The 24,669-nt window shown below is 55.8% G+C and carries 28 protein-coding genes, 2 tRNA genes and 1 pseudogene; 26 read left to right on the top strand and 5 right to left on the bottom strand.

All coding sequences use genetic code 11. From position 1 onward, the window contains the following. Positions 1-7: 7 nt before the first annotated feature. Both ACP39K_RS05425 and ACP39K_RS05420 read right to left on the bottom strand, forming a co-directional pair. On the bottom strand, positions 8-1,162 hold the full coding sequence (locus tag ACP39K_RS05425; protein ID WP_497008345.1) for an MFS transporter: 1,155 nt from the start codon (positions 1,160-1,162) through the stop codon (positions 8-10). Positions 1,163-1,216: 54 nt separating this feature from the next. Then, positions 1,217-1,624, bottom strand: a complete 408-nt coding sequence (locus tag ACP39K_RS05420; RefSeq protein ID WP_072009656.1) for a DUF4186 domain-containing protein — start codon at positions 1,622-1,624, stop codon at positions 1,217-1,219. A 695-nt stretch (positions 1,625-2,319) separates the two neighbouring features. On the opposite strand from ACP39K_RS05420, the gene ompC reads away from it, so the two are divergent. Next, on the top strand, positions 2,320-3,450 hold the full coding sequence (gene ompC, locus ACP39K_RS05415; RefSeq protein WP_028127739.1) for a porin OmpC: 1,131 nt from the start codon (positions 2,320-2,322) through the stop codon (positions 3,448-3,450). 152 nt (positions 3,451-3,602) lie between these two features. After that, positions 3,603-4,019: a VOC family protein gene (locus ACP39K_RS05410; protein WP_060444512.1), complete on the top strand. Its 417-nt coding sequence runs from the start codon at positions 3,603-3,605 to the stop codon at positions 4,017-4,019. Here the strand turns inward: ACP39K_RS05410 and ACP39K_RS05405 are convergent. Next, a complete protein-coding gene (locus ACP39K_RS05405; RefSeq protein WP_497008384.1) occupies positions 4,013-4,591 on the bottom strand; it encodes a TetR/AcrR family transcriptional regulator in 579 nt (192 codons plus the stop codon). The genes ACP39K_RS05410 and ACP39K_RS05405 overlap by 7 nt on opposite strands. Positions 4,592-4,699: 108 nt before the next feature. On the opposite strand from ACP39K_RS05405, the gene ACP39K_RS05400 reads away from it, so the two are divergent. The 4 genes from ACP39K_RS05400 to ACP39K_RS05385 all read left to right on the top strand — a co-directional run bounded on the left by ACP39K_RS05400 (position 4,700) and on the right by ACP39K_RS05385 (position 5,951). After that, positions 4,700-5,167, top strand: coding sequence for a nuclear transport factor 2 family protein (locus tag ACP39K_RS05400; protein ID WP_016926939.1), 468 nt, complete (start codon positions 4,700-4,702; stop codon positions 5,165-5,167). Between the two features lie 127 nt (positions 5,168-5,294). Beyond that, positions 5,295-5,624 (top strand): osmotically-inducible lipoprotein OsmE, encoded by a 330-nt coding sequence (gene osmE / locus ACP39K_RS05395; RefSeq protein WP_004935874.1) that lies wholly within the window; start codon positions 5,295-5,297, stop codon positions 5,622-5,624. 157 nt (positions 5,625-5,781) lie between these two features. Then, positions 5,782-5,869: transfer RNA gene (locus ACP39K_RS05390), tRNA-Ser, on the top strand. Between the two features lie 6 nt (positions 5,870-5,875). Continuing rightward, a tRNA-Thr gene (locus ACP39K_RS05385) sits at positions 5,876-5,951 on the top strand. A gap of 75 nt (positions 5,952-6,026) precedes the next feature. Here ACP39K_RS05385 and ACP39K_RS05380 read toward each other — a convergent pair. Then, positions 6,027-6,704 carry a S24 family peptidase gene (locus tag ACP39K_RS05380; protein ID WP_033639811.1) on the bottom strand — a complete coding sequence of 226 codons (678 nt, stop codon included), beginning with the start codon at positions 6,702-6,704 and terminating at the stop codon, positions 6,027-6,029. Positions 6,705-6,945: 241 nt separating this feature from the next. On the opposite strand from ACP39K_RS05380, the gene ACP39K_RS05375 reads away from it, so the two are divergent. The 20 genes and pseudogenes from ACP39K_RS05375 to ACP39K_RS05280 all read left to right on the top strand — a co-directional run bounded on the left by ACP39K_RS05375 (position 6,946) and on the right by ACP39K_RS05280 (position 24,194). Next, positions 6,946-7,308, top strand: coding sequence for an antiterminator Q family protein (locus ACP39K_RS05375; RefSeq protein ID WP_197818273.1), 363 nt, complete (start codon positions 6,946-6,948; stop codon positions 7,306-7,308). 798 nt (positions 7,309-8,106) lie between these two features. Then, positions 8,107-8,418, top strand: a complete 312-nt coding sequence (locus ACP39K_RS05370) for a phage holin family protein (protein WP_028127738.1) — start codon at positions 8,107-8,109, stop codon at positions 8,416-8,418. Beyond that, a complete protein-coding gene (locus ACP39K_RS05365; protein ID WP_016926943.1) occupies positions 8,415-8,855 on the top strand; it encodes a lysozyme in 441 nt (146 codons plus the stop codon). Before ACP39K_RS05370 ends, ACP39K_RS05365 begins: the two co-directional genes overlap by 4 nt. A gap of 56 nt (positions 8,856-8,911) precedes the next feature. After that, a complete protein-coding gene (locus ACP39K_RS05360) occupies positions 8,912-9,301 on the top strand; it encodes a hypothetical protein (RefSeq protein WP_048796965.1) in 390 nt (129 codons plus the stop codon). Next, the gene (locus ACP39K_RS05355; RefSeq protein WP_497008344.1) at positions 9,298-9,690 is read left to right on the top strand and encodes an HK97-gp10 family putative phage morphogenesis protein; all 393 of its coding nucleotides are present in this window, start codon (positions 9,298-9,300) and stop codon (positions 9,688-9,690) included. Before ACP39K_RS05360 ends, ACP39K_RS05355 begins: the two co-directional genes overlap by 4 nt. 41 nt (positions 9,691-9,731) lie before the next feature. Further along, on the top strand, positions 9,732-10,187 hold the full coding sequence (locus ACP39K_RS05350; RefSeq protein ID WP_016926946.1) for a major tail shaft subunit: 456 nt from the start codon (positions 9,732-9,734) through the stop codon (positions 10,185-10,187). Positions 10,188-10,303: 116 nt separating this feature from the next. After that, complete coding sequence (locus ACP39K_RS05345) at positions 10,304-10,669, top strand: phage tail protein (RefSeq protein WP_497008343.1); 366 nt, start codon at positions 10,304-10,306, stop codon at positions 10,667-10,669. 17 nt (positions 10,670-10,686) lie between these two features. Beyond that, complete coding sequence (locus ACP39K_RS05340) at positions 10,687-10,908, top strand: hypothetical protein (RefSeq protein ID WP_004935830.1); 222 nt, start codon at positions 10,687-10,689, stop codon at positions 10,906-10,908. Further along, a complete protein-coding gene (locus tag ACP39K_RS05335) occupies positions 10,901-13,192 on the top strand; it encodes a phage tail tape measure protein (protein WP_147827109.1) in 2,292 nt (763 codons plus the stop codon). Before ACP39K_RS05340 ends, ACP39K_RS05335 begins: the two co-directional genes overlap by 8 nt. Beyond that, positions 13,192-13,530: a phage tail protein gene (locus tag ACP39K_RS05330; protein ID WP_004935824.1), complete on the top strand. Its 339-nt coding sequence runs from the start codon at positions 13,192-13,194 to the stop codon at positions 13,528-13,530. Before ACP39K_RS05335 ends, ACP39K_RS05330 begins: the two co-directional genes overlap by 1 nt. Before the next feature lie 9 nt (positions 13,531-13,539). After that, positions 13,540-14,292, top strand: coding sequence for a phage minor tail protein L (locus ACP39K_RS05325; protein WP_016926950.1), 753 nt, complete (start codon positions 13,540-13,542; stop codon positions 14,290-14,292). Between the two features lie 9 nt (positions 14,293-14,301). Next, entirely contained in the window at positions 14,302-15,006 is a 705-nt protein-coding gene (locus ACP39K_RS05320) for a C40 family peptidase (protein ID WP_497008342.1), read from the top strand. Positions 15,007-15,043: 37 nt separating this feature from the next. Beyond that, positions 15,044-15,382, top strand: a complete 339-nt coding sequence (locus ACP39K_RS05315) for a hypothetical protein (protein WP_147827111.1) — start codon at positions 15,044-15,046, stop codon at positions 15,380-15,382. A gap of 45 nt (positions 15,383-15,427) precedes the next feature. Next, positions 15,428-15,639: pseudogene (locus ACP39K_RS05310) on the top strand (NlpC/P60 family protein); the annotation flags it as partial. A gap of 37 nt (positions 15,640-15,676) precedes the next feature. Next, the gene (locus ACP39K_RS05305) at positions 15,677-16,036 is read left to right on the top strand and encodes a hypothetical protein (protein ID WP_147827112.1); all 360 of its coding nucleotides are present in this window, start codon (positions 15,677-15,679) and stop codon (positions 16,034-16,036) included. Between the two features lie 30 nt (positions 16,037-16,066). Further along, on the top strand, positions 16,067-16,693 hold the full coding sequence (locus ACP39K_RS05300; RefSeq protein ID WP_497008341.1) for a tail assembly protein: 627 nt from the start codon (positions 16,067-16,069) through the stop codon (positions 16,691-16,693). A gap of 53 nt (positions 16,694-16,746) precedes the next feature. Further along, the gene (locus ACP39K_RS05295; RefSeq protein WP_497008340.1) at positions 16,747-19,914 is read left to right on the top strand and encodes a TipJ family phage tail tip protein; all 3,168 of its coding nucleotides are present in this window, start codon (positions 16,747-16,749) and stop codon (positions 19,912-19,914) included. Between the two features lie 310 nt (positions 19,915-20,224). After that, positions 20,225-20,857, top strand: a complete 633-nt coding sequence (locus tag ACP39K_RS05290) for a DUF8377 family phage-derived protein (protein WP_147882323.1) — start codon at positions 20,225-20,227, stop codon at positions 20,855-20,857. A 125-nt stretch (positions 20,858-20,982) separates the two neighbouring features. Then, positions 20,983-22,176, top strand: a complete 1,194-nt coding sequence (locus ACP39K_RS05285; RefSeq protein ID WP_147882322.1) for a phage tail fiber protein — start codon at positions 20,983-20,985, stop codon at positions 22,174-22,176. Continuing rightward, a complete protein-coding gene (locus ACP39K_RS05280; RefSeq protein WP_147888983.1) occupies positions 22,173-24,194 on the top strand; it encodes a phage tail fiber protein in 2,022 nt (673 codons plus the stop codon). Before ACP39K_RS05285 ends, ACP39K_RS05280 begins: the two co-directional genes overlap by 4 nt. 154 nt (positions 24,195-24,348) lie before the next feature. Here the strand turns inward: ACP39K_RS05280 and ACP39K_RS05275 are convergent, their stop codons facing one another. Further along, a complete protein-coding gene (locus ACP39K_RS05275; protein WP_004935803.1) occupies positions 24,349-24,591 on the bottom strand; it encodes a DinI family protein in 243 nt (80 codons plus the stop codon). Between the last annotated feature and the right edge of the window lie 78 nt (positions 24,592-24,669).

Here is a 24,669-nt window from a genome sequence, read left to right as displayed (position 1 = left end):
TCCTGAATCAGCGAGTGACGGCCCTGGCGCTGGCGGCCACCGCCAACAGCAGAACGGCTACGCAAGCGAAGGCCGCCGTCAGGCTGGAAAACTGAGCGATGAAGCCGATCAACGCCGGGCCGACCAGAATACCGGCATAGCCGACGGTAGTGACGGAGGCGATCGCCAAATTGGCCGGCATGTCGCGCTGGTTGCCTGCGGCGCTGAACAGGATCGGTACGACGTTCGAGGCGCCCAGCCCGACCAGCATGAAACCGACCAGCGAAACGGTCGCGTGATTGAAGGCGATGGCCAGGCTCAGGCCGAGAGCGGCGCACAGGCTGCCCAGCAGCAGCACCCGGTAGCGGCCCAGCGAGTTCACCACCCGATCGCCATTGAGCCGGCCGAGCGTCATGGTGATGGAAAACAGCGCATAGCCCAGACCGGCCTGGCTGTGTTCGACGCCGCGCAATGTGGTGAGAAACAGCGCGCTCCAGTCGAGCATCGATCCTTCCGCCAGAAACATGATAAAGCACAGAATGCCGATGAACATCACCCAGCCGCGCGGCAAGACGAACATCGGCCCGCCGTCATCGGCGCCGCTCTCACGCAGCAGATGGCGGCTGGCCAGCGTCAGCAGCGCGATTACCGCCAGCACGGTGAGCAGGGTGGATTGCAGCGGCGTCAGCCCCAGCCACAGCAGCGCGCTGACGCCGCCGGCGCCGGCAATGCCGCCGATGCTGAAGAAACCGTGAAACCCGGACATCATCGCCTTGCCGCTGGCGCGTTCGACGATCACCGCCTGCACGTTCATCGCTACGTCGATCATGCCGATCGCCGCACCGAACAGCAGCAGCGCCGCGGCCATGCCGCCGAGGGAATCCATTAGCGCCAACAGCGGCAGATCGATGCACAACCCCAGCCCGGCCATCAGGATCACCGCACGGCAACCCAGTTTGCCGGTCAGGAAACCGGTCAGCGGCATCGCCAGCATGGAGCCGGCGCCGATACAGAGCAGCAACAGGCCGAGCGAGCCGTCATCGATACCGATGCGCGCTTTGGCGAAGGGGACCAGCGGCGCCCAGGCGGCCATGCCGAGACCGGCGACGAAAAAGGCCAGACGGGTGGCGATCTGTTGAGGAACGCCGGGCGTTTGCTGTTCATTGCACAAGGTGGCTGTCATGTAAGCGTCAGGATCTTGGGTCAAAAGAATGGTGAAAGTTACTGACAGTTTTTATCACAATCCGCGATCCGGGTCGAAAATATTCGTGCCTGACACATCCCCGGCACCGCCTCTGCGCACCAGCCACAGCGCGATAACCTGGACAATATAGTCCTTTTGCTGCTCGTCCAGCGCGACGCCCTGCGCTATGTCGTGCCACTTTTCCAGACAGCCGCGGCAGCAGGTGGCAGTGGCATGCTGGGCGACGAACACCGGGTGGCCACGCATCGGTGTTTGCTTGCCGTCGTTTTTAGGATGAGCGGCGGCCAGGCGGCGGTCGATAAAATCGCGGGCATGGCTGAGGATCAGCGGCAGTCCCTTACCCTCGAGATAAGTCTGGTCTTTGGCATTTAAACGGAAGCGAGCGCGGAAGGGGGAACTTTGCAGCCGCCGCCACAGCACGTCGGGTTGAAAGGGCATCATGAATTTTACTCGCTGAAGGTGGGCTTTTTTCAGATTACCAGAACTGAAACTCTGCGGCTAATGGTGCCTGCGGCGGGAAATAATTGATGCGATAAAGCACGAAATGAAAAGCAAGTTCAATTTGTAGACTAAAATAAGGGAAAAGATTAGCAATTAGTGCGAAAGTAAATTAATGAAACTATATCATTAGGTTATTTATTTGCGTGCTATTTGTACGGGCTGAAATTGTGAGGAGAGTATGGAGGAAAATAAAAAACCGGCCAGAAGCCGGTTAAAGGAATGCAGAAATTATCTTCGGATAATGAAGGTAATAATGAAAATAATGATGATAGCGAGGTGATTATAGCGGCTGTGCGTGGTTCGCGTTTTGGCACAATGTGCTTATTGTCTGGCTCAATTGTATGGTTGGCTTTTTTTTCTTAAAGATATGTATAACTACATGATTTTTTATCAATTAATCTATTCTTTGTCTTTAAGTGCTTTATTTTATTTGTCTGTAATGTTTTGTGAAAGTTCGCGCGTATTTACATTTTGAAACCTTTATTAATTACAATGAAACACTATCGGATACTTGGTATCATTTTCTTTCTGGATTAATATAACCCTTGTTACCAGAATGGTAATGCACAGTCGTGCTAATAATGCTCGAAAAGGGCAGTGGCCGTAGCTCGACATAATTAACGAGGATAATAACGATGAAACTTCGAGTACTCTCTCTGATGGTACCCGCACTGCTGGTTGCAGGCACAGCAGGCGCGGCGGAAATCTACAACAAAGACGGTAATAAACTGGATTTGTACGGTAAAGTCGACGGTCTTCACTATTTCTCCAGCGACAACGGCGTGGACGGCGATCAGTCTTATATGCGTTTTGGCCTGCGCGGCGAAACGCAAATCAGCGATCAGCTGACCGGTTACGGCCAGTGGGAATATCAGGCGAACCTGAACCACGCTGAAAGCCAAGACAACAAGAACTTCACCCGTTACGGCTTCGCCGGTCTGAAATTCGGCGACTACGGCTCCTTCGACTACGGCCGTAACACCGGCGTGCTGTACGACGTCGCGGCGTATACCGACTTGCAGCCTGAGTTCGACGGTATGACCTACGGCGCCGACCAGTTCATGTTCCAGCGTTCCAGCGGCCTGGCGACCTACCGTAACAACGACTTCTTTGGTCTGGTTGACGGCCTGAACTTCGCCCTGCAGTACCAGGGTAAAAACGGCAACGGCGAAGAGACCAACAACGGTCGTGACGTTCTGGGTCAAAACGGCGAAGGCTACGGCATGTCCATGAGCTATGACATGGGCTACGGCATCAGCGCGGCGGGCGCCTTCTTTAACTCTCGCCGCACCAGCGAGCAGAACGGCGCCGGCGCGTACCGCAATATTATGGGCCGCGGCGACAAGGCCGAAGGCTACTCCGGCGGTCTGAAATATGACGCCAACGACGTCTACCTGGCGGTGATGTTCACCCAGTCCTACAACGCGGCGCGTTTCGGTAGCTCCGACAGCAGCGTTTACGGCTACGCCAACAAGGCGCAGAGCTTCGAAGCCTATGCGCACTACCAGTTCGACTTCGGTCTGCGTCCGTTCGTCGGCTATAACCAAACCAAAGGTAAAGACCTGGGCCGCGCCGGCAACGGCAAGGACTACGGCGATCAAGATCTGGTCAAATTCGTCGACCTGGGTGCGACCTACTTCTTCAACAAAAACATGTCCACCTATGTTGATTACAAAATCAACCTGGTGGACAACAACGATTTCACCGACGCTGCCGGCATCAACACCGACAACGTGGTTGCCGTGGGCCTGGTTTACCAGTTCTAAGCATCAGCGTGTGAATGACACAACGCGGCCTTTGGGCCGCGTTTTTTTTTGCTGGTAAAAAGCACGGATTGATCCGTTATCGGCTCGGGAAGCGCTTCGGATAGCCTCTGTTCGACCTACGCTGTCAGAACGGAAAACAGAGCGGAGGTGATATGGAACTCAAGATCGACAAGGTGATCGAAACGGTGCTGTACGTCAGCGATATTGAACGCGCGGACGCTTTTTACCGGGAGGTGCTGAAGCTGCCGACGATGGCCGCCAACGAACGGTTTCGCGCCTACAACGTCGGCGATCGGAGCGTACTGTTGCTGTTTCTCGAAGGTGATTCGCTGCGCGGGGCGCACTATCCGACCGGGTTTATTCCTGCGCACGATGGCGTGGGGCCGGCGCATATCGGGCTGGCGGTGACGAAAGAGCAACTGCCGCATTGGGAACGGCATCTGGTGGACAACGGCGTGGAGATTGAGGGGCGGATGCGCTGGGAACACGGCGGGGAGAGCATTTATTTTCGCGATCCCGACGCCCACCTGTTGGAACTGGTGACGCCGGGCATTTGGGCCAATTACTGATCGAACCCGCCTTGCGCCAACATGTTCAACGCGGCATTCAGCACCTGCAGCGCGGCCTGCGGTTGCCGCTCTATCTGCACTCTGACGATGGCGCCGTCGATCAGCATCGCCAGCATTGCCGCCCGCTGTTCCCGCTGTGGGCCGGCGGGCAGGTGACGCGCCAGTTCATCCGCCATTTGCCGCTTATGCCGGCCGGCGATTTGCAGGCTTTCCGGCAGCAGGTCGGCGATTTCTACCGCCGTATTGATAAACGCGCAGCCGCGAAAACGCGGATCGTCGAACCATTCCGCCAGGCAGGGCGCCAGCGCCGGCAGTAACCCGCCGCTCTGCGCCACATGTCGATCCAACGCTGTACTGAACCAGGTTAGCCACTGCTGGTGGCGATAGGCCAAAAACGCCGTAATCAAATCGTTCTTGCTGGGAAAGTGGCGATAAAACGTCACCTTAGTGACGCCTGACTCCTTGATGATGCGATCGATGCCGGTGGCGCGGATCCCTTCCTGATAGAACAGATCGTGGGCCGTCAGCAGGATGCGCTGACGGGCGGGCAAGGTGTTGCGATCGGCGGTCATCATTTTTCTCCCAGGCTATTTTCGAGTGATTGTAGACAACTCTGTCTACATGCGCTAGCGTAATGATGTAGACAGAGTTGTCTACTTGCCTATACGCAGGAGATGATCATGAGCATTAAACCCCCATTGCCGCCTTTCACCCGTGAATCCGCCATCGAAAAAGTACGGTTAGCGGAAGATGCCTGGAACAGCCGCGATCCTGAGCGGGTGTCGCAGGTGTATTCCCTCGATACCCACTGGCGTAACCGCGCGGAGTTTGTCGACGGCCGCGCGGCGGTGGTCGCATTTTTGCAACGCAAGTGGGCGAAAGAGCTGGAGTATCGGCTGATTAAGGAACTGTGGGCGTTTGACGGCGCGCGTATCGCGGTGCGTTTCGCCTATGAGTGGCGCGACGATTCCGGCAACTGGTATCGCAGCTTCGGCAATGAAAACTGGGAGTTTAATCAGGAGGGGCTGATGATTAACCGCCATGCCTGCATCAACGACATGCCGATTCGCGAACAGGATCGGCGTTTTCATTGGCCACTCGGTCGGCGCCCGGACGATGTCCCGTCGCTGAGCGATTTCGGCTTTTGAATTCGATGTCGTGCCCGCGCCGGCCGATCGCGAGAAAAAGCGCACCGATCGACAAACGGGAGTTTGTAGAAAAGCCTTTCCGCTTCTAGACTTAGGGGACAACAAACGTACTCCAAGAGGACAAGCTATGACGAAGAAGTTGGTTTTGGCCGTCGGTACTGCGGCGGTATTTTCCATTCTTGCCGGCTGCACCGCCTATGACCGTGCAACCAGTTATGTCAATGAGCCGGTGGTCAGCGATGTCAAAGTAGGGATGACCAAGCAGCAGGTGCGGGCGATTGCCGGTCCGCCGTCGACGTCCGCCACGCTGATTCATGCGCAAGGCACTTGCGATACTTATGCGGTCGCGCCGCGCGATGGCAAAGTGCAAACGTACTTTGTCAGCTACAACGACACGGGCCATGTCATGAACAAGGGCTATCAAACCTGTTCCGACTACGATTCGCAGCCGAAGTAAACGTATTTCAGCCGAACATAAAAGCCTCGCTTTCGCGGGGCTTTTCATTTTTTAAGCGTTTAAGGCTTGAAGTTTAGGCAACCGCACCGCCCATGCCATTTTTTTGCATCAAAATGATAGACATTTCATAACGGTATCGCTAATATCAGCGCCCATTGGAAGGATGGCCGAGTGGTTTAAGGCAACGGTCTTGAAAACCGTCGAGTGTAACAGCTCCCAGAGTTCGAATCTCTGTCCTTCCGCCAAATTCAGCCGGCTTAGCTCAGTAGGTAGAGCAACTGACTTGTAATCAGTAGGTCACCAGTTCGATTCCGGTAGCCGGCACCATGAGTGCCAAAAAACCGCCAGCCGCAAGGTTGGCGGTTTTTTGCTTTATGCGGTTCTCAACGCGGCACGCAGGGACTAGGGCAGCCAGGCGCCAAGCACCACCCCGATAATCGCGTACTCATCAGCATTCTGCGCCGGGCAACCCGGCATGCTTCCCTTAAGCCATCGATGCCCGGCTTCCTCGACATACCTTCTAAAGATGAGCTCCGCGCTGTCACAGCGTTTCGCTATCACCTTATCGCCGGACGCGAGCTCGGTTATGCCGGCAGTAACGGGTTCGACAAGTATCAAGGCGCCTTTTGGGTAATTGGCGCCGGCAGAGCCGTTCATCGTGTTATCCCGCACCGGCAACCAGTAGGCATGAGCGCTGCATTGCACCATCGCCGGGTAATGGACGGTCGTTCCTTTGCGCAGCTGTTCATGAGACAACGGCAATGTCCACGTCAGCAGCGGCAGCGTTTTACCCAAGGCCTGCGAAGTCTTCTGCCTGACGGGGCGTTGCCCGGTTTGCTCCAGGCCGTCCAGCCAACCGATTTGCACGGCGAAATACTGTTCTATCCTTCGCGCCATATCGCCACTGATGCCCTTTTTTCCTTTCTTGCCCGGCGGGTAGAGCAGGCGAGAGACATAGTCTGCGGCAATGTCGAGCGCCTCGGCAAGGCGCTTTTGGCCCCCGACGCCGAGGTTGTCAATGAGGATGATCAGGCGCTCTCGCCGCATCTCCTGCAGGTGCATTTTTTGCTCGTTTTTCATAAGGCCATCGTACCTAAATTTACCTGCAGGTAAATGGATTTTCGCTATTGAAAAAAAGATACCTCTGGGTATACTTGATACTGGTTATTTATACAGTATTTGATGTAATACCCTCGGCGAGCACGCCGGGCGGAGCGGTTGTTGCGTGTTGGCGCACGCCGAGCAGAAGAGCGGCTCGACCGACGTCGGTCAACGACATGGAGCCCTGGCGATGTGGCAAACGCCCAAAGGAGGTGGAAGCATGAGAGATATGAATGAAGTGTTGGAGCGGTGGGGCGTATGGGCCAGGGATAACAGTGGCATCGATTATTCCCCCATTGCTGCTGGGTTCAAAGGGCTGTTGTCCTATAAATCGAATGGCGAGCGTTCCTGTTGCGATGATGATGGCCTGGTGATCGACGGTTGCGTGGGCAGATTGAAGAAATACAAACCCGAAGAGTTCGATCTCATCATTGCCCACCATGTTTATGGCATATCCTTGCGCAAGATTGCCCTGAAAAGAAAGTGTTCAGACGGTACGATACGTAAAGAGATGCAAACGGCGGAGGGATTTATCGGTGGGTGCCTGGCGATGTTGGATATAAAGTTGACTATGGATCGCTGAAACTGCTGCCGTTGAAGTTGATGAGGGTTTATTTCTCGTTTCACTGTGACATCAGGAATAATAATAGCGTATGCGCGTTGCAAGAATTTAAAAAAAGACTCACGCGTACGCAAATAAGCGAGTAATCTGATAAAACTGAGTCGTTGCCGGCGCCGCCGCACGATAGCCAAACCTCGCTCCGGCGGGGTTTTGTTTTTTTTTATAATAAAAGACTCACGCGTACGCAAATAAACGCGTAATCTGATAAAACTGAGTCGTTGCCGGCGCCGCTGCATGATAACTAAACCTCGCTCCGGCGGGGTTTTGTTTTTTATAATAAAAGACTCACGCGTACGCAAATAAGCGAGTAATCTGATAAAACTGAGTCGTTGCCGGCGCCGCCGCACGATAGCCAAACCTCGCTCCGGCGGGGTTTTGTTTTTTTATAATAAAAGACTCACGCGTACGCAAATAAACGCGTAATCTGATAAAACTGAGTCGTTGCCGGCGCCGCCGCACGATAACTAAACCTCGCTCCGGCGGGGTTTTTCATTTTTAGCCTCCTTGTCAAAACGGTCAATCGCTCACTGAATAATGACTGTCGTTGAATGATCACGGCGGGAGGCTAATCCTTCTCATTTATAAAACGGCGCAATCCTTATTTCTCTTCTCAGGTTGAGCAGAATGGATAAGCCATTTTCGACAGCGTAAATGGCCGCTTATTTAAATGGAACAGGAATGACGGAGAGGGGCGCCGCATTTAGCCGCTCTTTTCCATGACTCCCGACGATCGGGCTATGCCCCGGTAAGGGGAGGGTGATGATTATGCCTTGGAAAAATGAACCAAACATCCTTTCAATGCTGCTTGCTTTCGGCATGACGCTGCTGGGGGCGATCGCCAGCTATTCCTTCAAGGTTTTGAACGGCGAAACCTTTAGCTGGAGGACGCTGTTTTTGCAGCTGTTCGTCTCTATTTTCGCCGGCTTGACCATGGTGATGATTGCGCTGCATTACGACTGGCCTTCGGAGGTGATGGGCGGCGTATGCGGCATGGCGGGGTGGTCGGGAGCATCGCTGATCAAGGCATTGGAACGCCGATTTCTCAATAAAGCGTCAGGAGGAAACCAATGAAGATAAGTGATGATGGCATGGCGCTGATTAAGCGTTTCGAAGGCCTGCGTTTGCAGGCTTATCAGGACTCGGTCGGCGTTTGGACCATCGGCTACGGGTGGACTCAACCGGTAGCGGGACGAAAAGTTGGGGCCGGCATGGCGATCGATGTCGCAACGGCCGAGCGTTTGCTGGTGTGCGGTGTCGCCCAATTCGAACGGGGCGTCGAACGGTTGGTGGCGGTGACGATCACGCAGGGGCAGTTCGATGCGCTGGTGAGCTTCGCCTATAACCTGGGCCTGCGCGCGCTGGAGAACTCGACGCTGCTGCGCCGGCTGAACGCCGGCGATCGGCAGGGGGCGGCCGACCAGTTCGGCCGATGGGTGAATGCGGGCGGTGTGCGGCTCGATGGGCTGGTTGCCCGGCGTGCGGCGGAGCGCGCGCTGTTCCTTACCTGATGCCTGAATGCGTCTGTAAAACAATTCCCCCTCAAAACGACGGAGACCTTGCCCAAATGATTGAAGATGAAATCCAACGCTCGCTGGCCGCGCTAACCCATCTGGCGGTTCATCCGCTGATCTTGCCGGATCCTCAGCAAGAAGGCGTGACCTATCAGAAGATCAGCGATCTGAAAGTGAACACCGGTCTGGTTGACAGTTCGCTGGTGCAGAGCCGTTTTCAGATCGTGCTGTACGTGATCGACGATTACTCCCGACTGATCGCTCTGGATAAGGCGGTTTTGAACGCCTGGGAGGGGGTTCGGCATGGCCATATCGGCGAATGGCCGGTACAGGCGGTTACGCGCAGCACCCTTTTGCAGAGCGCCACGCCCTTGGCGGATAACCGCGTTCAGTATCGGATGGCGCGCGATTACCTCATTACCCATTCCGAGGTGGCGGCGTGATCGCCATAAACGTTTCCGGCATGGCGGAATTGACTCGCCGCTTGGAAGCGATTCGGCGCGAGGTCGCCAGTCACATTCTGCCGGAGGCCGGCCACGCCGCGCTGGCGCCGCTACTTAGCACGATGTGGCAGTGTGCCGAGCGGGGGGCGTCAAACAGCGAACCCTCGCTGAGCGCCGGCATCGCGATACGCCCGGCCGTTACCGGATGGAACGCGGTGACGTTGCGTGTAGGCCCCAGTAAACAGCATTACCACAGAGCTCTGGCGCAGGAGTACGGCACGGCAACGCAAGCCGCCGCCCCGTTTATTCGCCCTGCGCTGGATCACCATAAGCACCAAGTGTTACGCATCCTGGCGGCTAAGGTCCGCTATGGCATCGAAAACCGGTAGCGACCGCTACCATCCTTCATCAAAAAAGAGAGAGAAAAACTATGGCTGATAAAACCTCGCCAGAATACGCCATGCTGCCTGCCGGCACTATCGTCAAATGGGGCACCGTTGGGGCTGCGCCGACGGCCATGAAGGCGCTGACCAACTGTAAAGCGGTAGGTGAAATGGGGCAAACCGGCGGTTTTGTCGATTGCACCACGCTGCTGGATACCGCCAAGCAGTTTATTTCCGACCTGCCGGAAGGCGCGGAGAAGTCCATCGGTTTCATCGACGATCCGTCCAACGCCGATTTCGCGGCGCTGCTGAATGCGGCGGACAAGCGCGAAACGGTGCAGTTCTACGTCGAGCTGCCAAATGGCCGCACCTCCACCTCCATCCTGTCGCTGTCCGGCTGGAAAATGAATGAGATCACCGCCCCGGCGAGCGAAGTCATTCAGATTACCGTCCAGGGCAAGCAAAACAGCAACACCTGGGGCTCGGTCACCCCGAAAGTGTGACCCATTGGCGGTTCGCCGCGGGTTAACGCCTGAAGGCGAACGCTTCCGCCGCGGGCCATGTGGCCTGCGGCAACCTGCTTATTACAGAGTAAACCGAATTGAACAAGGAAAAACCGATGAGTGAGAAATACGATCTGAAAGCGCTGAAAGCGGCGCTGCTGAAATCCGACGATCACGTGATTGAAACGCAGATCTTTGGCGCCAAAGCCTTTATCCGTCGCCTGAAAGCCGCGGAACTGCAGGAAAACGAAGACGGCATGAAGGCCGCCATCGACAGCGGTGACATGAACAAAGCCGCGCAGCTCAACGTGCAGCTTCTGCTGTCTTGCCTGATAACGCCGGACGGCAAACGCATCCCGGCCGGCGCCTTGCCGAGCGTAGACGATCTGCTGGCGGCGCACGACAACCCGACGCTGGTCGAAGCCATCGGCACCGTCAAGCGGCATGCGGTCGGCAGCCTGGAGGAAGCGGAAAAAAACTGACTGACTCGCCCTGGCTGATGTTGGTGTTCCAACTGGCCGATCGCTGGGGTGAGTCGGATCCTCGCAAGATCGCCGCGATGCCGGCGCACATCCTGAATCACTGGCGGGCATATTTCAAACTGCAAGGCATGACGGCCGATGCGGCGGAGAGTGCCCCCGTTCATCAATCCGGTCAGCCCGCGCAAAGCAGTATTGATATGCAGTGTGCTGACGTTATGCGAGTGCTGGGAAATGGCTGATACCGCACAGTTGGTCGTCGGGTTGCAACTGAATGACACCAACTTTAAAAACAAACTGACGGCGGCTTACCGTACCGCCGGGGAACAATCCGCCAAATTTAACCGCCAGGCTCAGCAGGACGCGAAGAAGACCGACGAGTCGTATCAACGCATCGGTGGCACGCTTGGCGGCCTGGCGGGGAAACTGGCGGGGCTGGCCGGCGTTGAGCTGTCGCTGCAGGGCCTCGCCGCCACCTCGCGCCAGTATGGGCAGGCGCTCACCGAACTCGCGTCCATCACCGTCGCCGCGACGGCGCAGATGAAACAGTTGGACGACGCGGCCCGCCAGGCGAGCAGCGCTTCCGGCGAAGGCGGCAGCCGGGCGGAGGAGATGCTGAAACTGGCCGGTGGCCTGAATGACAGCGCGGCGGCCTGGCGCGATCAGGCGGCGGCGGCGCGCGGGGCGGCTCAGGCGACATCGGGCGTCGGCGCGGCGTCTCGCGTCGCCAACGTCGCGCTGGGGGCGCTTGGCGGCCCGATCGGTGTCGCCATACAGGCGGGATTGGCGATGCTGTACTTCCATGAGCAAAACCAATTGGCCCGTCAATCGGCTTTGGCATTGAAAGATGCGGCGGTCGAGACGGCCGAAGATCTCAGCAAGCTCTCCAAGGCAAAGCTCGCCGTCAAAATTGATACCTTCGACGATCAGCTAAAGACGCTCAGTGAGGAAAAAGCCAAGATCGAAAACCAACTGGCGCGCAGGAGCGATATCCGAATTGCTGGCTTAGAGCGGCGAAGCAAAGGGTTGTTGGGATTCCTCTATTCTGATCCCAAAGAGGTGAAGAAAGAACGCAACGCCTTGCAAGCGCAGTTGGAAGATGTCATTAAGGGCGAGAAAGCGATCCGGCTTAGGCGAAGCAATGCCGTTAATGCACAGAATGGCAATGATAGCCATGTTGAGACCAAACCTGTTAAGCCTAAGAGCCATCAAACTAGCGCTCCTCCTGTCGGTCGTATTTTAAACGATAACGGTAAGCAGCAGGCTCTTGATCAGTACCAACAGCTGCGTCAGGAAATCGAGCAGGCGCATCTGAGCAGCCTCGACAAAATCACCCAGGATGAACAAAGCGCACAGGCCAAGCTGGCGTCAGCGGCCAAGGCGGCCGGTGCCGGGCAGGCCGATGTGCAGCGTGCGATGGCGCTGAACGCCGAGAAGTACCAGCGGCAGCGGCAACAGCTCGCTGAACAATACGCGCCAGGGCAGGCGGCGGTGCGTAAAGAGCAAGAGGTCGGCAAGGCGCTGAAGGCGTTGTATGACGGGCGGCTGTTGACCGAGCGCGAGTACCACACCGCCAGCCGGATGCAGCAGCAAGAAATGACGCGCCAGCGGCTGAAGGCCGAAACCGACGCGCTCGCCGCGCCGCGTATGAACATTGCCGGTGATGTGGACCCTGTCGCTCGGCTTAACAACCAATTGGTGCAGCAGCAGGCGCAATACCAGGCCTACTACCAGCAAGGCTTGCTGGATAAACAGCGCTATGAACAGCTGATGCAGGCGTCGACGCAAGAATCGTCGGACGCTCAGTATCAGCAGGCGCTGAGTCTGTTCGGCGGGCAGAGCCGCGTGCACAAGATGGCGTTGGGGCTGGTGGACATGACGCGGGAACGGACCTCCGGCATGATGTTCGATCTGCTGACCGGGACGCAAAACTTTAAGCAAAGCATGCTCGGTTTGATGACCTCCATGACGCAGTCCATCATTCAGCAACTGATCGATCTGGCGATGCAGGCGCTGTTAACCAGAACCTTTCTCTCTACCTTTATGAACATCGGCGGCGGTTTGTTGGGCGGGGCTGCAAGCGCCGGCGCGGGCGCGGCCGGTTCAGGCGCGATGGGCATGCCGACCGGTTGGCAAGGCTATGTCCCCAACGCCAAGGGCGGCGTATACGCCTCGCCTTCGCTGAGCGCATTCAGCGGCCAGATCGTCAGCAATCCCACGTTGTTCGCGTTCGCCAGAGGCGCCGGCTTGATGGGCGAAGCCGGGCCGGAGGCCATCATGCCGCTCAAACGCGGCGCGGACGGTTCGCTCGGCGTGCGGGCTATCGGCGGCGGCCCGCAGCCTTCGGCGGCGCCGAATGTCTACATCACCATCGAGAACGGCGGCAACGTCAGTTCGCAGGCCGATCCGGGATGGGGCGAGTTCGGTAAACGAATGGGCAATATCGCCGCGCAGGAAAGCCAGAAGGTGATCAACCGTAACCTGATGCCGGGCCAGCCGATTTGGAAAGCAATCAAGGGGATGTAATGGGCATTCAGACATTTGAATTTCCGGCGCGTGTCAACGCCGCCGGCGATATGCGCTTTCGCGTCAGAAAGGCGCAGTTCGGCGACGGCTATGCGCAGGTCTCCGGCGACGGCATTAACCCGATCGTGCGCTCCTGGGATCTGACCTTTGTCGGCAAGTATGACTACATCACGCCGATCATCGTCTTTCTGGAAAACCATCACGGGGTGAAGTCCTTTCAATGGACGCCACCGACGCAGGTTCCCGGCCTTTACCGCTGCGAGGGTTATAAGCCGGTCGCCATGGGCGGGGATAACTATTCATTGACGGCCACGTTTACCGAGGCCTTTCACGTTTAACCGGGGGAGATGATGCTGAATTCAGATTTGCAAAAGCTGGAGCCGGGCAACCGCATCCGCCTGATTGAGGTGGATGGCACCCGGTTTGGCGCCGATATTCTGCGCTTTCATTGCGATACCCTGCCGTTTACGCCGCAAGAGCTGGCCGCCGCCGGCGGTGATGAAAGCAAACTGCCGGCGAAATCGGTCTGGTGGCAGGGGCTGGAGTACGGCCCGTGGCCGTTTAGCGTTGAAGGGCTGGAGATTTCCGCCGACAGCCAGGGCAACGCGCCCAAGCTGTCGGTCGCCAATATCAACGGCCTGATCAGCGCGCTCTGCCTGCAATTTGAGGACATGGCGCAGGCCAAGGTGCGGATCCACGACACGCTGGTGCACTACCTTGACGCCCGCAACTTCCCACAAGGGAACTCTTCGGCCGATCCGCTGCAGGAAAAGCTGCAGGTGTTCTACATCGATCGCAAGGCGACGGAAAGCGACGAGGCGGTGGAATTCGAGCTCTCCAGCCCGGCGGACCTGCGGGGATTGCGCATTCCGACCCGGCAAATCCACAGCCTGTGCACCTGGTGCTCGCGCGGCGGCTATCGCACCGGCAAGGGCTGCGATTACGCCGGTAGCCGTTACTTTGACGACAAAGGCAACCCGGTGGAAGACCCGAGTCAGGATCGCTGCGGCGGGCTGCTGAGCGACTGCCAGAAACGCTTTGGCGAGCACGAACCGCTGCCGTTTGGCGGTTTCCCGGGCGCGGCGTTAATCCGGCAGTAGGGGGCGAGTATGAAAGAAAAAACCGCGGCGGCCATTATGGCGCACGCCAAGGCCGAGTACCCGCGCGAATGCTGCGGCGTGGTGGCGCAAAAATCCCGCGTGGAGCGCTATTTCCCGTGTCGCAACCTGGCGGACAACCCCACCGAGCAGTTTCATCTGGCGCCGGAAGACTACGTGGCCGCCGCCGAATGGGGCACCATCACTCTCATTGTGCACAGCCACCCGGACGCCACCACGCAGCCGAGTGAGCTGGACAAGGCGCAGTGCGACGCGATGGAGTTGCCCTGGGCGATAGCCAGCTGGCCGGAGGGGGATTTGCGCACTATTTTGCCGCGCGGCGAACTGCCGCTGGTGGGTCGCCAGTTCGTGCTGGGGCATACCGACTGTTGGGGGCTGGTCATGAGTTATTTCCGCCAGGAGCACGGCATAACGCTCCAGGATTACCGCGTTGATTACCCGTGGTGGGAGCGGGGTGAAAACCGCTATCTGGAAAACTGGCATGCCTGCGGCTTTCGCGAGTTCGATGGCCCGCCGCGCCCAGGCGACATGGCGATCATGCAGGTTTCGGCGCCGGTGGCCAACCACGCCGGCATTCTGCTGGCAGATGGCCTGTTGCTGCACCATATGTACGGCATGCTTAGCCAGCGGGTGCCTTACGGCGGTTATTGGAAGGAGCGAACGGTGAAGGTGTTGCGGCACAAAGCGCTGATGTGATGCTATCATTCCACTTTTCAGCTTAAGGAAAAGGGTAATGAAGAAATTTGTCGGACTATTCGCTGTGTTAATCCTGTCTGGTTGTTCAACCACGGCCAATGAACTTCGATTGACCTCGCCTGCACTTAAAGGACATTCGAGTAAGAGTGCGGATTTATATATTGGTTGTGTATTGAATAACTGGAATGAAAAAAACACAATTTCACCCATTAGTCCGCAACCAATTGAAAATGGCTACTCGGCACAGATAAATGATATGACTCGGGGAGTGGTTATGCTTGTTGATGTGAGGAATGTTGATACAGGCAGTGACTTTATCTTTTACAAGAAAAGAGATATGAGTTTTTATGAATCGGCAATTATAGCGTGTAAATAATCTGGCTGCGTATACAATTTACGAGCCCCTGCTGAAACTTGGGCGGGGTATGGCTTTCGCGAGTTCGATGGCCCACCGTGCCCAGGCGACATGGCGATCATGCAGGTTTCGGCGCCGGTGGCCAACCACGCCAGTATTCTGCTGGCAGATGGCCTGTTGCTGCACCATAGTACGGTATGCTTAGCCAGTGGGTGCCTTACGGTGGGTATTGGAAAGAGCGAACGGTGAAGGTGTTGCGGCACAACGCGCTGATGTGATGCTATCATTCCACTTTTCAGCTTAAGGAAAAGGGTAATGAAAAAGTTAATGATTGGGCTGGTGGTACTGGGGTTGGCAGGATGTGCAATGAGTTATACAGACATTAGAAAAAATCCAACGCAAACCTTTTCGACAACCAAAACACTGGTGCAAATGGAAACATGTTTAATTCCAAAATTAGATAGTGAAACTTATAATGGGCCTGCAATTAATACAACAGTTAAGCCTTTAGAAAATGGAGTAACTTTAGTTCCACTGGCTGGACTGGAGTTTATCGATTTACTTAAAATTAACACCGGAACGAAAGTTGTTTATTATGGAGAAGGGACAAGGTCCGTTATTTTTCCTGAGCGGAGAATAAAAGTGACCTTAATAGCGATTAAATCTTGCTTGTAGGTATTTAAAAATATTTTTTTTCGAGGCATTATGAATTTTATTGAGATACCATTGAGAACAATACGATTCCATGGCCCGATGGTTGGCATATTTGGAAAAAAATTTGAGTATCGTGCTCACAATGTACCAAAGGCTATTGATGCCATGAAAAATCTGCTGCCCGGCTTTGAACGCTACATGCTGGAGGCGCACAAACGTGGCCTGACATTTTCTATTTTCGTCGGTAAACGCAACGTCGGACAGGATGAGCTGGAGTTCACCAAAGGGTCGGAAGATATTCACCTTGTTCCCGTCGTGATTGGGAGCAAGCGCGCAGGCTTATTCCAGACCGTGCTGGGCGTGGCGCTGGTTGCCGTGGCTATGTATGTTTCTGTGGGCGCAGGGACGGGGGCTATGGGAGCATTTACGGCGGGTGGGGGAACTGGCATGGCGGCGATGGCCGGTGCTTCCATGGCCCTCGGCGGCGTCGTCCAAATGCTCTCCCCGCAAATGGGCGGGCTGCGCATGCGGCAAGGCCCGGAAAATAAACCGAGCTATGCCTTTGGCGGGCCGGTCAACACCACGGCGCAGGGCAATCCCGTCGGCGTGCTGTACGGCACGCGTGAAATTGGCGGGGCGATTATCTCCGCAGGTATTTATACCGAAGACCAGCAATAACGACATCCGTTTGAACAGACAGCCGCAATAGCGGCTTTTTTTATGGGCGAAATATGGCACAGAACATGATCCGTGGGCGAAAAGGCGGCGGCGGTGGCGGCCACACGCCGGTAGAATCGCCGGACAGCATTCAGTCGATCGCCAGAGCGAAGATGCTGTTCGCATTAGGCGAAGGAGAATTTGCCGGCGGGCTGGATGGCACAAACATTTTTGTTGACGGTACGCCGGTGCTGAGCAGCGACGGAACGGAAAACTTTCCCGGTTTCCGCTGGGAGTTCCGCCCTGGCTCGCAGGCGCAGGAATATATCCAGGGCATTCCCGCCGTTGAAAATGAGATCTCGGTCGGCAGCGAACTGAAAAGCGGCGCGCCGTGGGTACGCTCCGTCTCTAACCTGCAACTTTCCGCTGTTCGACTGCGCCTGGGGTGGCCCATGCTGCAAAAGCAGGCGGACAACGGCGACGTCAACGGCTATCGCATCGAGTACGCCATCGACGTGGCGACCGACGGCGGCAGTTACCAGGAGGTGTTAACGGCGGCGATCGACGATAAAACCACCTCGCTGTATGAACGCTCGCACCGCATCAATTTGCCGAAGGCCACCACGGGATGGCAGCTGCGCGTGCGCCGGTTGACGCCTAACGCCGACAGCGCCCGGATCGCCGACCGCATGAACATCGAGGCGCTGACCGAAATCATTGACGCCAAGCTGCGCTATCCGAACACTGCGCTGCTTTACGTGGAGTTCGACTCAAAGCAGTTCCCCAACATCCCGAAGATCAGCTGCAAACCGCGCGGCCGCCTGATCCGCGTGCCGGACAATTACGATCCGCAAACGCGCGGCTATACCGGCATCTGGAGCGGCGGCTTTAAGTGGGCCTACAGCGACAACCCGGCGTGGGTGTTTTACGACATTATTTTGGCCGAGCGTTTCGGCTTGGGCGATCGCATCGACGCCTCCCAGGTCTCCGAGTCCGAACTGTACCGCATCGCGCAGTATTGCGATCAGCCGGTGCCGGACGGGCGCGGCGGCGAGGGCATGGAGCCGCGCTTCACCTGCAACGTTTATCTGCAGTCGCGGGAAGAGGCCTGGACGGTGCTGAGCGATTTGGCCGGCATCTTCCGCGGCATGACCTATTGGGGGCAAAACCAAATGGTCGCCCTGGCGGACATGCCGCGTGATATGGACTTCACCTACACCCGCGCCAACGTGATCGACGGCAAGTTTACCTACTCGTCCGCCAGCGAGCGCACCCGCTACAGCACCGCGATGGTCAGTTGGTCCGATCCGGGCAACCATTACGCCGATGCGATAGAGGCGGTATTCGACAGCGATCTGGTGCGCCGCTACGACGTGAACCAGACCGAACTGACGGCCATCGGCTGCACCACGCCGAGCGAAGCGAACCGCCGCGGCCGCTGGGCGCTGTTGACCAACAGCAAGGATCGTACGGTCAGCTTCTCCGTGGGGCTGGACGGTATGATCCCCATGCCGGGGCATATCGTCGGCGTGGCGGACCAGATGCTGGCCGGACGAGTGATTGGCGGGCGCCTCAGCGGCGTGGACGGACGTAAACTGACGCTGGACAGAACGCCGGGCGCTAAAGCCGGCGATCGCCTGATCGTTAACCTGCCTTCAGGTAAAGCGCAGGCGCGCACCGTGCAGGCGGTTAATGATCGCGTAGTGACCGTCACCACCGCCTACAGCGAGACGCCGGCGCCGGAAGCGGCCTGGTCCATCGATGCGGACGATCTGGCGGTGCAGCTTTACCGCGTGGTGGGCATCGCCGACAACGGCGATAACACCTATACCGTCAACGCCGCGGAACACGATCCGAACAAGTACGCCCGCATTGATACCGGCGCGCGTATCGACGATCGTCCGATCTCCATCATTCCGCCCGGCGTGCAGGCGCCGCCGAAAAACATCACCATCGACAGCTACTCCTCGGTGAGTCAGGGTATCGCCATTACCACCCTGCGCGCCGCCTGGGGCGCGGTTGAAAATGCCATCGCCTATGAGGCGGAATGGCGCAAAGATAACGGCAACTGGGTGTCGGTGCCGCGCACCTCGGCGCTCGGCTTTGAAGTGCCGGGGATTTACGCCGGTCGTTATCGGGTGCGGGTGCGGGCCATCAACGCCAGTGATGTATCGTCTATCTGGGCGACGTCGATGGAAACCTACCTCAAGGGCAAAGAGGGCAAGCCACCGATGCCGGTCCGCTTCAAGGCATCGCCTTTGCTGTGGGGCATCCAGCTCGACTGGGCGTTCCCTACCGGCGCTGAAGATACGCTCAAGACCGAAATTCAGTATGCGGACAACGCGGCTGGAAATAACGCGATGCTGCTGGCCGATATCCCGTATCCGCTGCACACCCACGCTATGGCCGGGCTGAAAGCGGGACAGAGCTTCTGGTTCCGCGCGCGGCTGCAAGACCGCACGGGCAATCAGGGCGACTGGACTGACTGGAGTGCCGGGCAGGCGAACGCGAACGCCGGCGATTATCTCGAGAACATCGGTGACGATCTTCTGAGCGCGAAAGACGGCGAGCGGCTGGTGGGCGATATCGACACCAACATCGACGCCATCTTGCAGAATGCGCTGGCAAACAATGCGACGGTGGATCACCAGTGGGCGCAGTACGGCACGGTGCGCTCCGATATCATGGTGGTGAAAACCACCATCGCGGAGGTCGATCGCGGGCTGGCCGAGATGAAAACCCAGGTGCAGGCGCAGATTGACGATGTCGCGGCGGTGCTGGAAGACAAACTGACGGCGACGGTAGACGCCGACGGCGCCACGGCCATCCATACGCTGAAAGCGGGCGTGCGGGTGAACGGCACCTTCTATAACGCCGGCATGTCGATCGCGGTATTGGCGGAAAACGGCAGGCCGGTCACCACCCGCGTCGGCTTTAACGCCAATCAGTTCGTGCTGATGAGCGGCAACAACAGCAATCAGTATTCGCCGTTTGCCGTGGTGGATGGGCAGGTGTTTATGAATAATGCCTTTATTCAGGATGGAACAATCAGTAATGCCAAGATTGGTAACTATATCCAGTCGAATAACTATGTTGTGGGCTCACAAGGGTGGCGATTAGATAAAACTGGCAACTTTGAGATAAATGGTGTGGCTGGAGGAGGCAGAATGTTGATTACTAGTACACTCATTCAGATATTTGACAGTAATAATGTACTACGCGTCAGAATGGGGCTTTGGTAATGGGTAATGGATTACAATGTTGGGATAGTAATGGAAACATTACAGTCGATCTGGGTGATTGTAGCACTAGATTTTTTGCCTCTATTGATGCAACGCTGCCAAAAAATCAGGCAGCAGTTAATATTAGTTACCCAGGTGTGACCTCGGATAGGCATTTTGCAGCCATTGTTAGAGCTGGACCATTTTTTCATGGAGACATTATATTTGATGGGGTTACAGCCTGCACAAGAGATGGAGGAGTGTGGTTAATAAGCTCTGTGACGGACGGATATGATAAATATTATACTGTCCACATTTATGAGATTCGATAATGTCTAATTTTCAAATTTGCAACTCGGATGGCTCATTGGTAATAGACAGTGAGTATAAACATACTCTTGTTGCTGAGCACAAGGTGCCAAAATTTTACCCGCCTGATTTATGGGGTGATACCATATTTGGTGATCTTCATAAATTAAGCTGCTTAGCTATTAATGAACTTTCGGTTGGGTTGCTGTATTGGGCTCGGCTATCCCCAGGCGCTTGGTGCTGGCCAGGCGCTAAATACTTCACAGCGGGAGGTGTTGAGCTTATTGCTACATCGCATAATATCGCAATGCAGTCCGGATATTTAGATGTATTCTCTGCTAAATCTGAGCTTATATGGACCGCAAAATCAGCTAGTGATATGCCACGAGTACGGAGCATAGTTGAGGTAACTAGTGCAGTAGACAACGGGATACAGTCAGTACCATCTAGTTTTAGCCCGTGGTTTCCAATAAATTGCATGCCAGCTGACTTATTTGAAAGCGAAGTTTCTACACAAAATGCAGGTATTTTAGTTCGATGGACAGGGATGGAACTTCAACTGACGTGGCTAAAATATCGGACTCAGACATATTCGGAGCGATTTTCTGGACGAGGATATTTGAAGTTTCCTATTGCAACGTTCATGAATAGATAAGTCAAGAAAATAAAATAGGCGCTCGTAACAAATATCGCATTGGTTGGTATAAGTATAAACCTTGCTAGACAAGAACGTAATCCTGACACCTTCTTATTTTTATTGTCAAAATTCAGGAGAGTATTATGCCAGTAGGCACTCTTACCATAACGAATAATTCCGCCGTAGTGAAAGGTACGGGGACAGCATTCAATACCGAGCTGAAAGCCGGTGATTTCATCGTGAGCGTGGTCGGCGGCGTCACCTATACGCTGCCGGTGAAAACCGTTGATAACGCCACGCAGGCCACGCTGATTAAAGCCTATGATGGCCCAACGCAGGCGGGCGCAGCATGGTATGCCGTACCGCGCGACGCGATGAACGCCATCACCGCTCAGTTGGCCGCAGAGACGGCGAAAGCGCTACGCGGGCTGAACCTCGATAAAGCCAACTGGCAACAGGTATTCAGCGGCCCCGGAAACATTACGGTGACGTTACCTGACGGCAGCACTTACACTGGCCCAGCTTGGAATAGTTTTACCGCTGCGTTAAATCAAAAGGCAGAGAAGAAATCTGTTGATGAACTTTCGGCTGTTATGGAAAAAAAAGCGGATGTGAACAATGTTATTAAGCCCGGTGATAATGGGCTCGGTAGTAAGCATGGCTTTGTCGGAGTTAATACTAATAATATAGATATACTTCGTGCCAATATCGGTGAGATGGGGCTGTCTGCGGTACGTAATGAGACTTACATTCCACCTCCATTTAAAATGCTACAGTATTCACCATCTATTTGGTGGCGAACATTAGACACGTTCGCGATGATTACTGTTGGTTACGACCAACACGTAATCACTGTCAATACGGGGAATACTGCCCGAGGTTGGCTCCAAAGCATGGACTTATGGCATTCATTAAATACAACGGTTGATGGTAATGGTTTTATTAAAAGGGCGTCGCCAATCGTTAAATTATTCGGTGACGGCACCTATGAACTCAATGAAGAAAGTCAAGGAGTGACCACTGAACGAGTGAGCGAAGGTATTTACCGTGTATCCGGCACACTAGGTTTTAATGCTGATGCGCAATGGGGCGGTAAGGATGGTGGTATTGAGGTTCCACTCGATCGTAACAAACAACCGCTGATCTGGGTTGATTACGAGGTAGAACCAACTGGCGACCTGCTGATCAAAACCTACCATCGTACATACACAGCAGCGCCACCATTCGCCCGTAATGACGTTAAGGGTTATGACGAAGGAATGCCGATCGATATTCCATTAGGACGCTGGATTGATCTTCGCGTAGAAATGCCAGTCAAAAAGGAGATAAATAAATGACATTAATCAGCGGCGTATTAAAAGGCCCTTACGGCGATCCTCGCTCCGGCGTAACCATTACCCTGCGCGCAGTCAGAACCTCGTCAACGGTCCTGAGTTTGGCTAAATCACAATCAGTGACGGATGATAGCGGTAAATATTCCCTACCCGTGGAGCCGGGCGCTTACGAGGTCATCATCTCGGTGTATGGCGCGCAGCCGGAGCGAGTGGGGGCTATCGAGGTTTATAACGATTCGCTGCCCGGCACGCTCAATGATTTCCTGCGTCGGCCAGGGGAAAGCGATATCACGCCGGAGATTGTGCAGACCGTCGATCGTCTGCGTGCCGAAGCGGCAGCGTCCGCCGGCAAGGCTTCTTCCTCTGCTGCTGCGGCAAAAGTGAGCGAGCAAAATGCGGCGAAGAGCGCCGCTCAGGTGGTGACCGCCTTTGATAATGTGCGCTTTAAGCTGCCGGAGAACAATACCAGTACCTCTGTCTGGTTCCTGCTGGGGCAGTTTAAAAATGCGGGGCAAAATGGCGTAGGCGTCGCCCTCAATTTTTATGGTTCAAATGGTTTTAACGGTTTTACTTATAACGCGGGCATGTCACGTCTGATGTTGAGAACGGGCAATCAGAGCGCCAGCGATTCGACCAACAAGGTCAACCGTATCGGTGGCACCTTTATTAACGATACCGGAACGGCGATCTTGGATATTCAGGTTATTGAATCCAGCCGAGATAATTATGATATCTATTTGAAAATTAATGCATTTTCACTCAACTGCTGGTATACGGTTGAGCAAATCACCTACGCGAACGCTGCCGGCCTGCGCTGGGAGCATAAGGCGGTAAAACAATCGGTGGAACCGGTCGGGGTGATGAAAGTTGATATGCGTACGGGCGTTTCGTTCTCGCAATCCCAGGCGTTGCCCGAATATGCCACGGTCGCCCAATCAGCTATCGCCGGTTTTGGGATCGGGCCGGTTCATACTGAGGATGCATTCGCGAAGGATAATAAATCTTCCATTCAGCGCTACACGGTGGCGACGGCCAATCGGCCGGGCAATGTGTCTGGGGGGCTATTAACGCTGCCGGTGGATGGCGGACCGTCGTGCGCGTATTTTGCCACATCGGTTTCGCGGCAGGCCTGGGTGGGGAGTTCCTCTACCGCATTGCCTTCGACCATCACGTGGTCGCGGTTATTCAGCTCGTCCGATCAACCCACTGTCGCAGACATTCCAAACCTGAAGGACTGGGGGTTGAGTAAAGGCGTGACGGCGGCGAGTAAAGGCAACTTCAATGCGCAAATGCAAAGCCGGCGTGGTTATGTGAGCACGGATCCCATTGGCAACCCCTTCAAAGACGTTGGCACATATTTCCTCGATACGCGCTCATGGGCGGTGACGCAGGCGGGAACCGACGACAGCTATCGAACGGTGCAAACCTGTTACGGCTATGGCGTGAGTGCTGCGCAGACGGGAAAAATTGCCGTGCGCAGCTGGAATGGCACCGCGTTTACCCCCTGGGTTTGGATGTGGTCGGAAGCCAACACCACGGTTGACGGCAACGGTTTTATCAAGAAAGCCTCGCCGATCGCGAGATTGTCCGCGGCGCCCGAGCATATGCAGGCTGACTATCTGGACGGCGGCTTTGCGCTGGCCGGCTGTGTCGCCGTTAACGGTGAGGCGACAGGGGTGAGCGCAGAGCGAATCTCCACCGGCGTTTATCAGTTGAGTGGTTCGTTGGGGTTGGCAAAGGAGGGCTGGACCATCGAAGTACCGCAGGACGTGAACGGCAACCGCCTGTGCTTTGTAGAAACCGCCACCGACAGCGACGGCGTTATTACGGTGAAAATCAGCAAACGCCGTTTTGACATCGATACCGCGACGGTCGTGGCCGGCGAAGCGATGGATATTCCTGAAGGGCGCTGGATCGATCTGCGCCTCGCCATGCCGGCGCGTGAAGAGGTGGAAGTGTTGCCGCCGGACGCGCTGGTATCAAACGATGACGTGTCATCGGAAACCAACGCGGTTTCATAAATAAAGTGGATGCCAGGTAAAATGCCGGTGCAGTAGGTTATTGGCCGCCTATTGCATCGGCGCCGGCATTATCACCGAGAGGCTCGGGCAAACACGCTGCCCGTTCTGCCCGGCAAGGTTCCCGCTGAGTGTGAGTCAATAGCGTTGCTGCCCGTCAAATATCAGTGACCAGCCACTGATCCGCTTCTTCGAACATCTCTTCCAACATTCGGTTCAGCTTCTCACGATCGCTTTTGCTGGCGTCGGAGTTCAGGCCGTTGGCCTGCATCGGTTTTACGCGCACGTCAGCTTCCGGAAACAGCGCATGCACGCGTTTTTCCAGCTCGTTGCGAATAATCTCGGCGGCGTTGGGCAGCCCAGCGACGTTGCGTTTGTCGTACACCAATTCTACAAACATGACTCACCTGTAAATACTGATTTAATGTACAGTATTCTGGCCTGAGGAAGACCGGTTGGCAAGAGGGCGCGCGGAATT

The organism is Serratia sp. EC4 (genome assembly GCF_059652115.1).
Note: the sequence above shows the minus strand (reverse complement) of the source record. Positions and strands in the feature narration are given on the sequence as shown.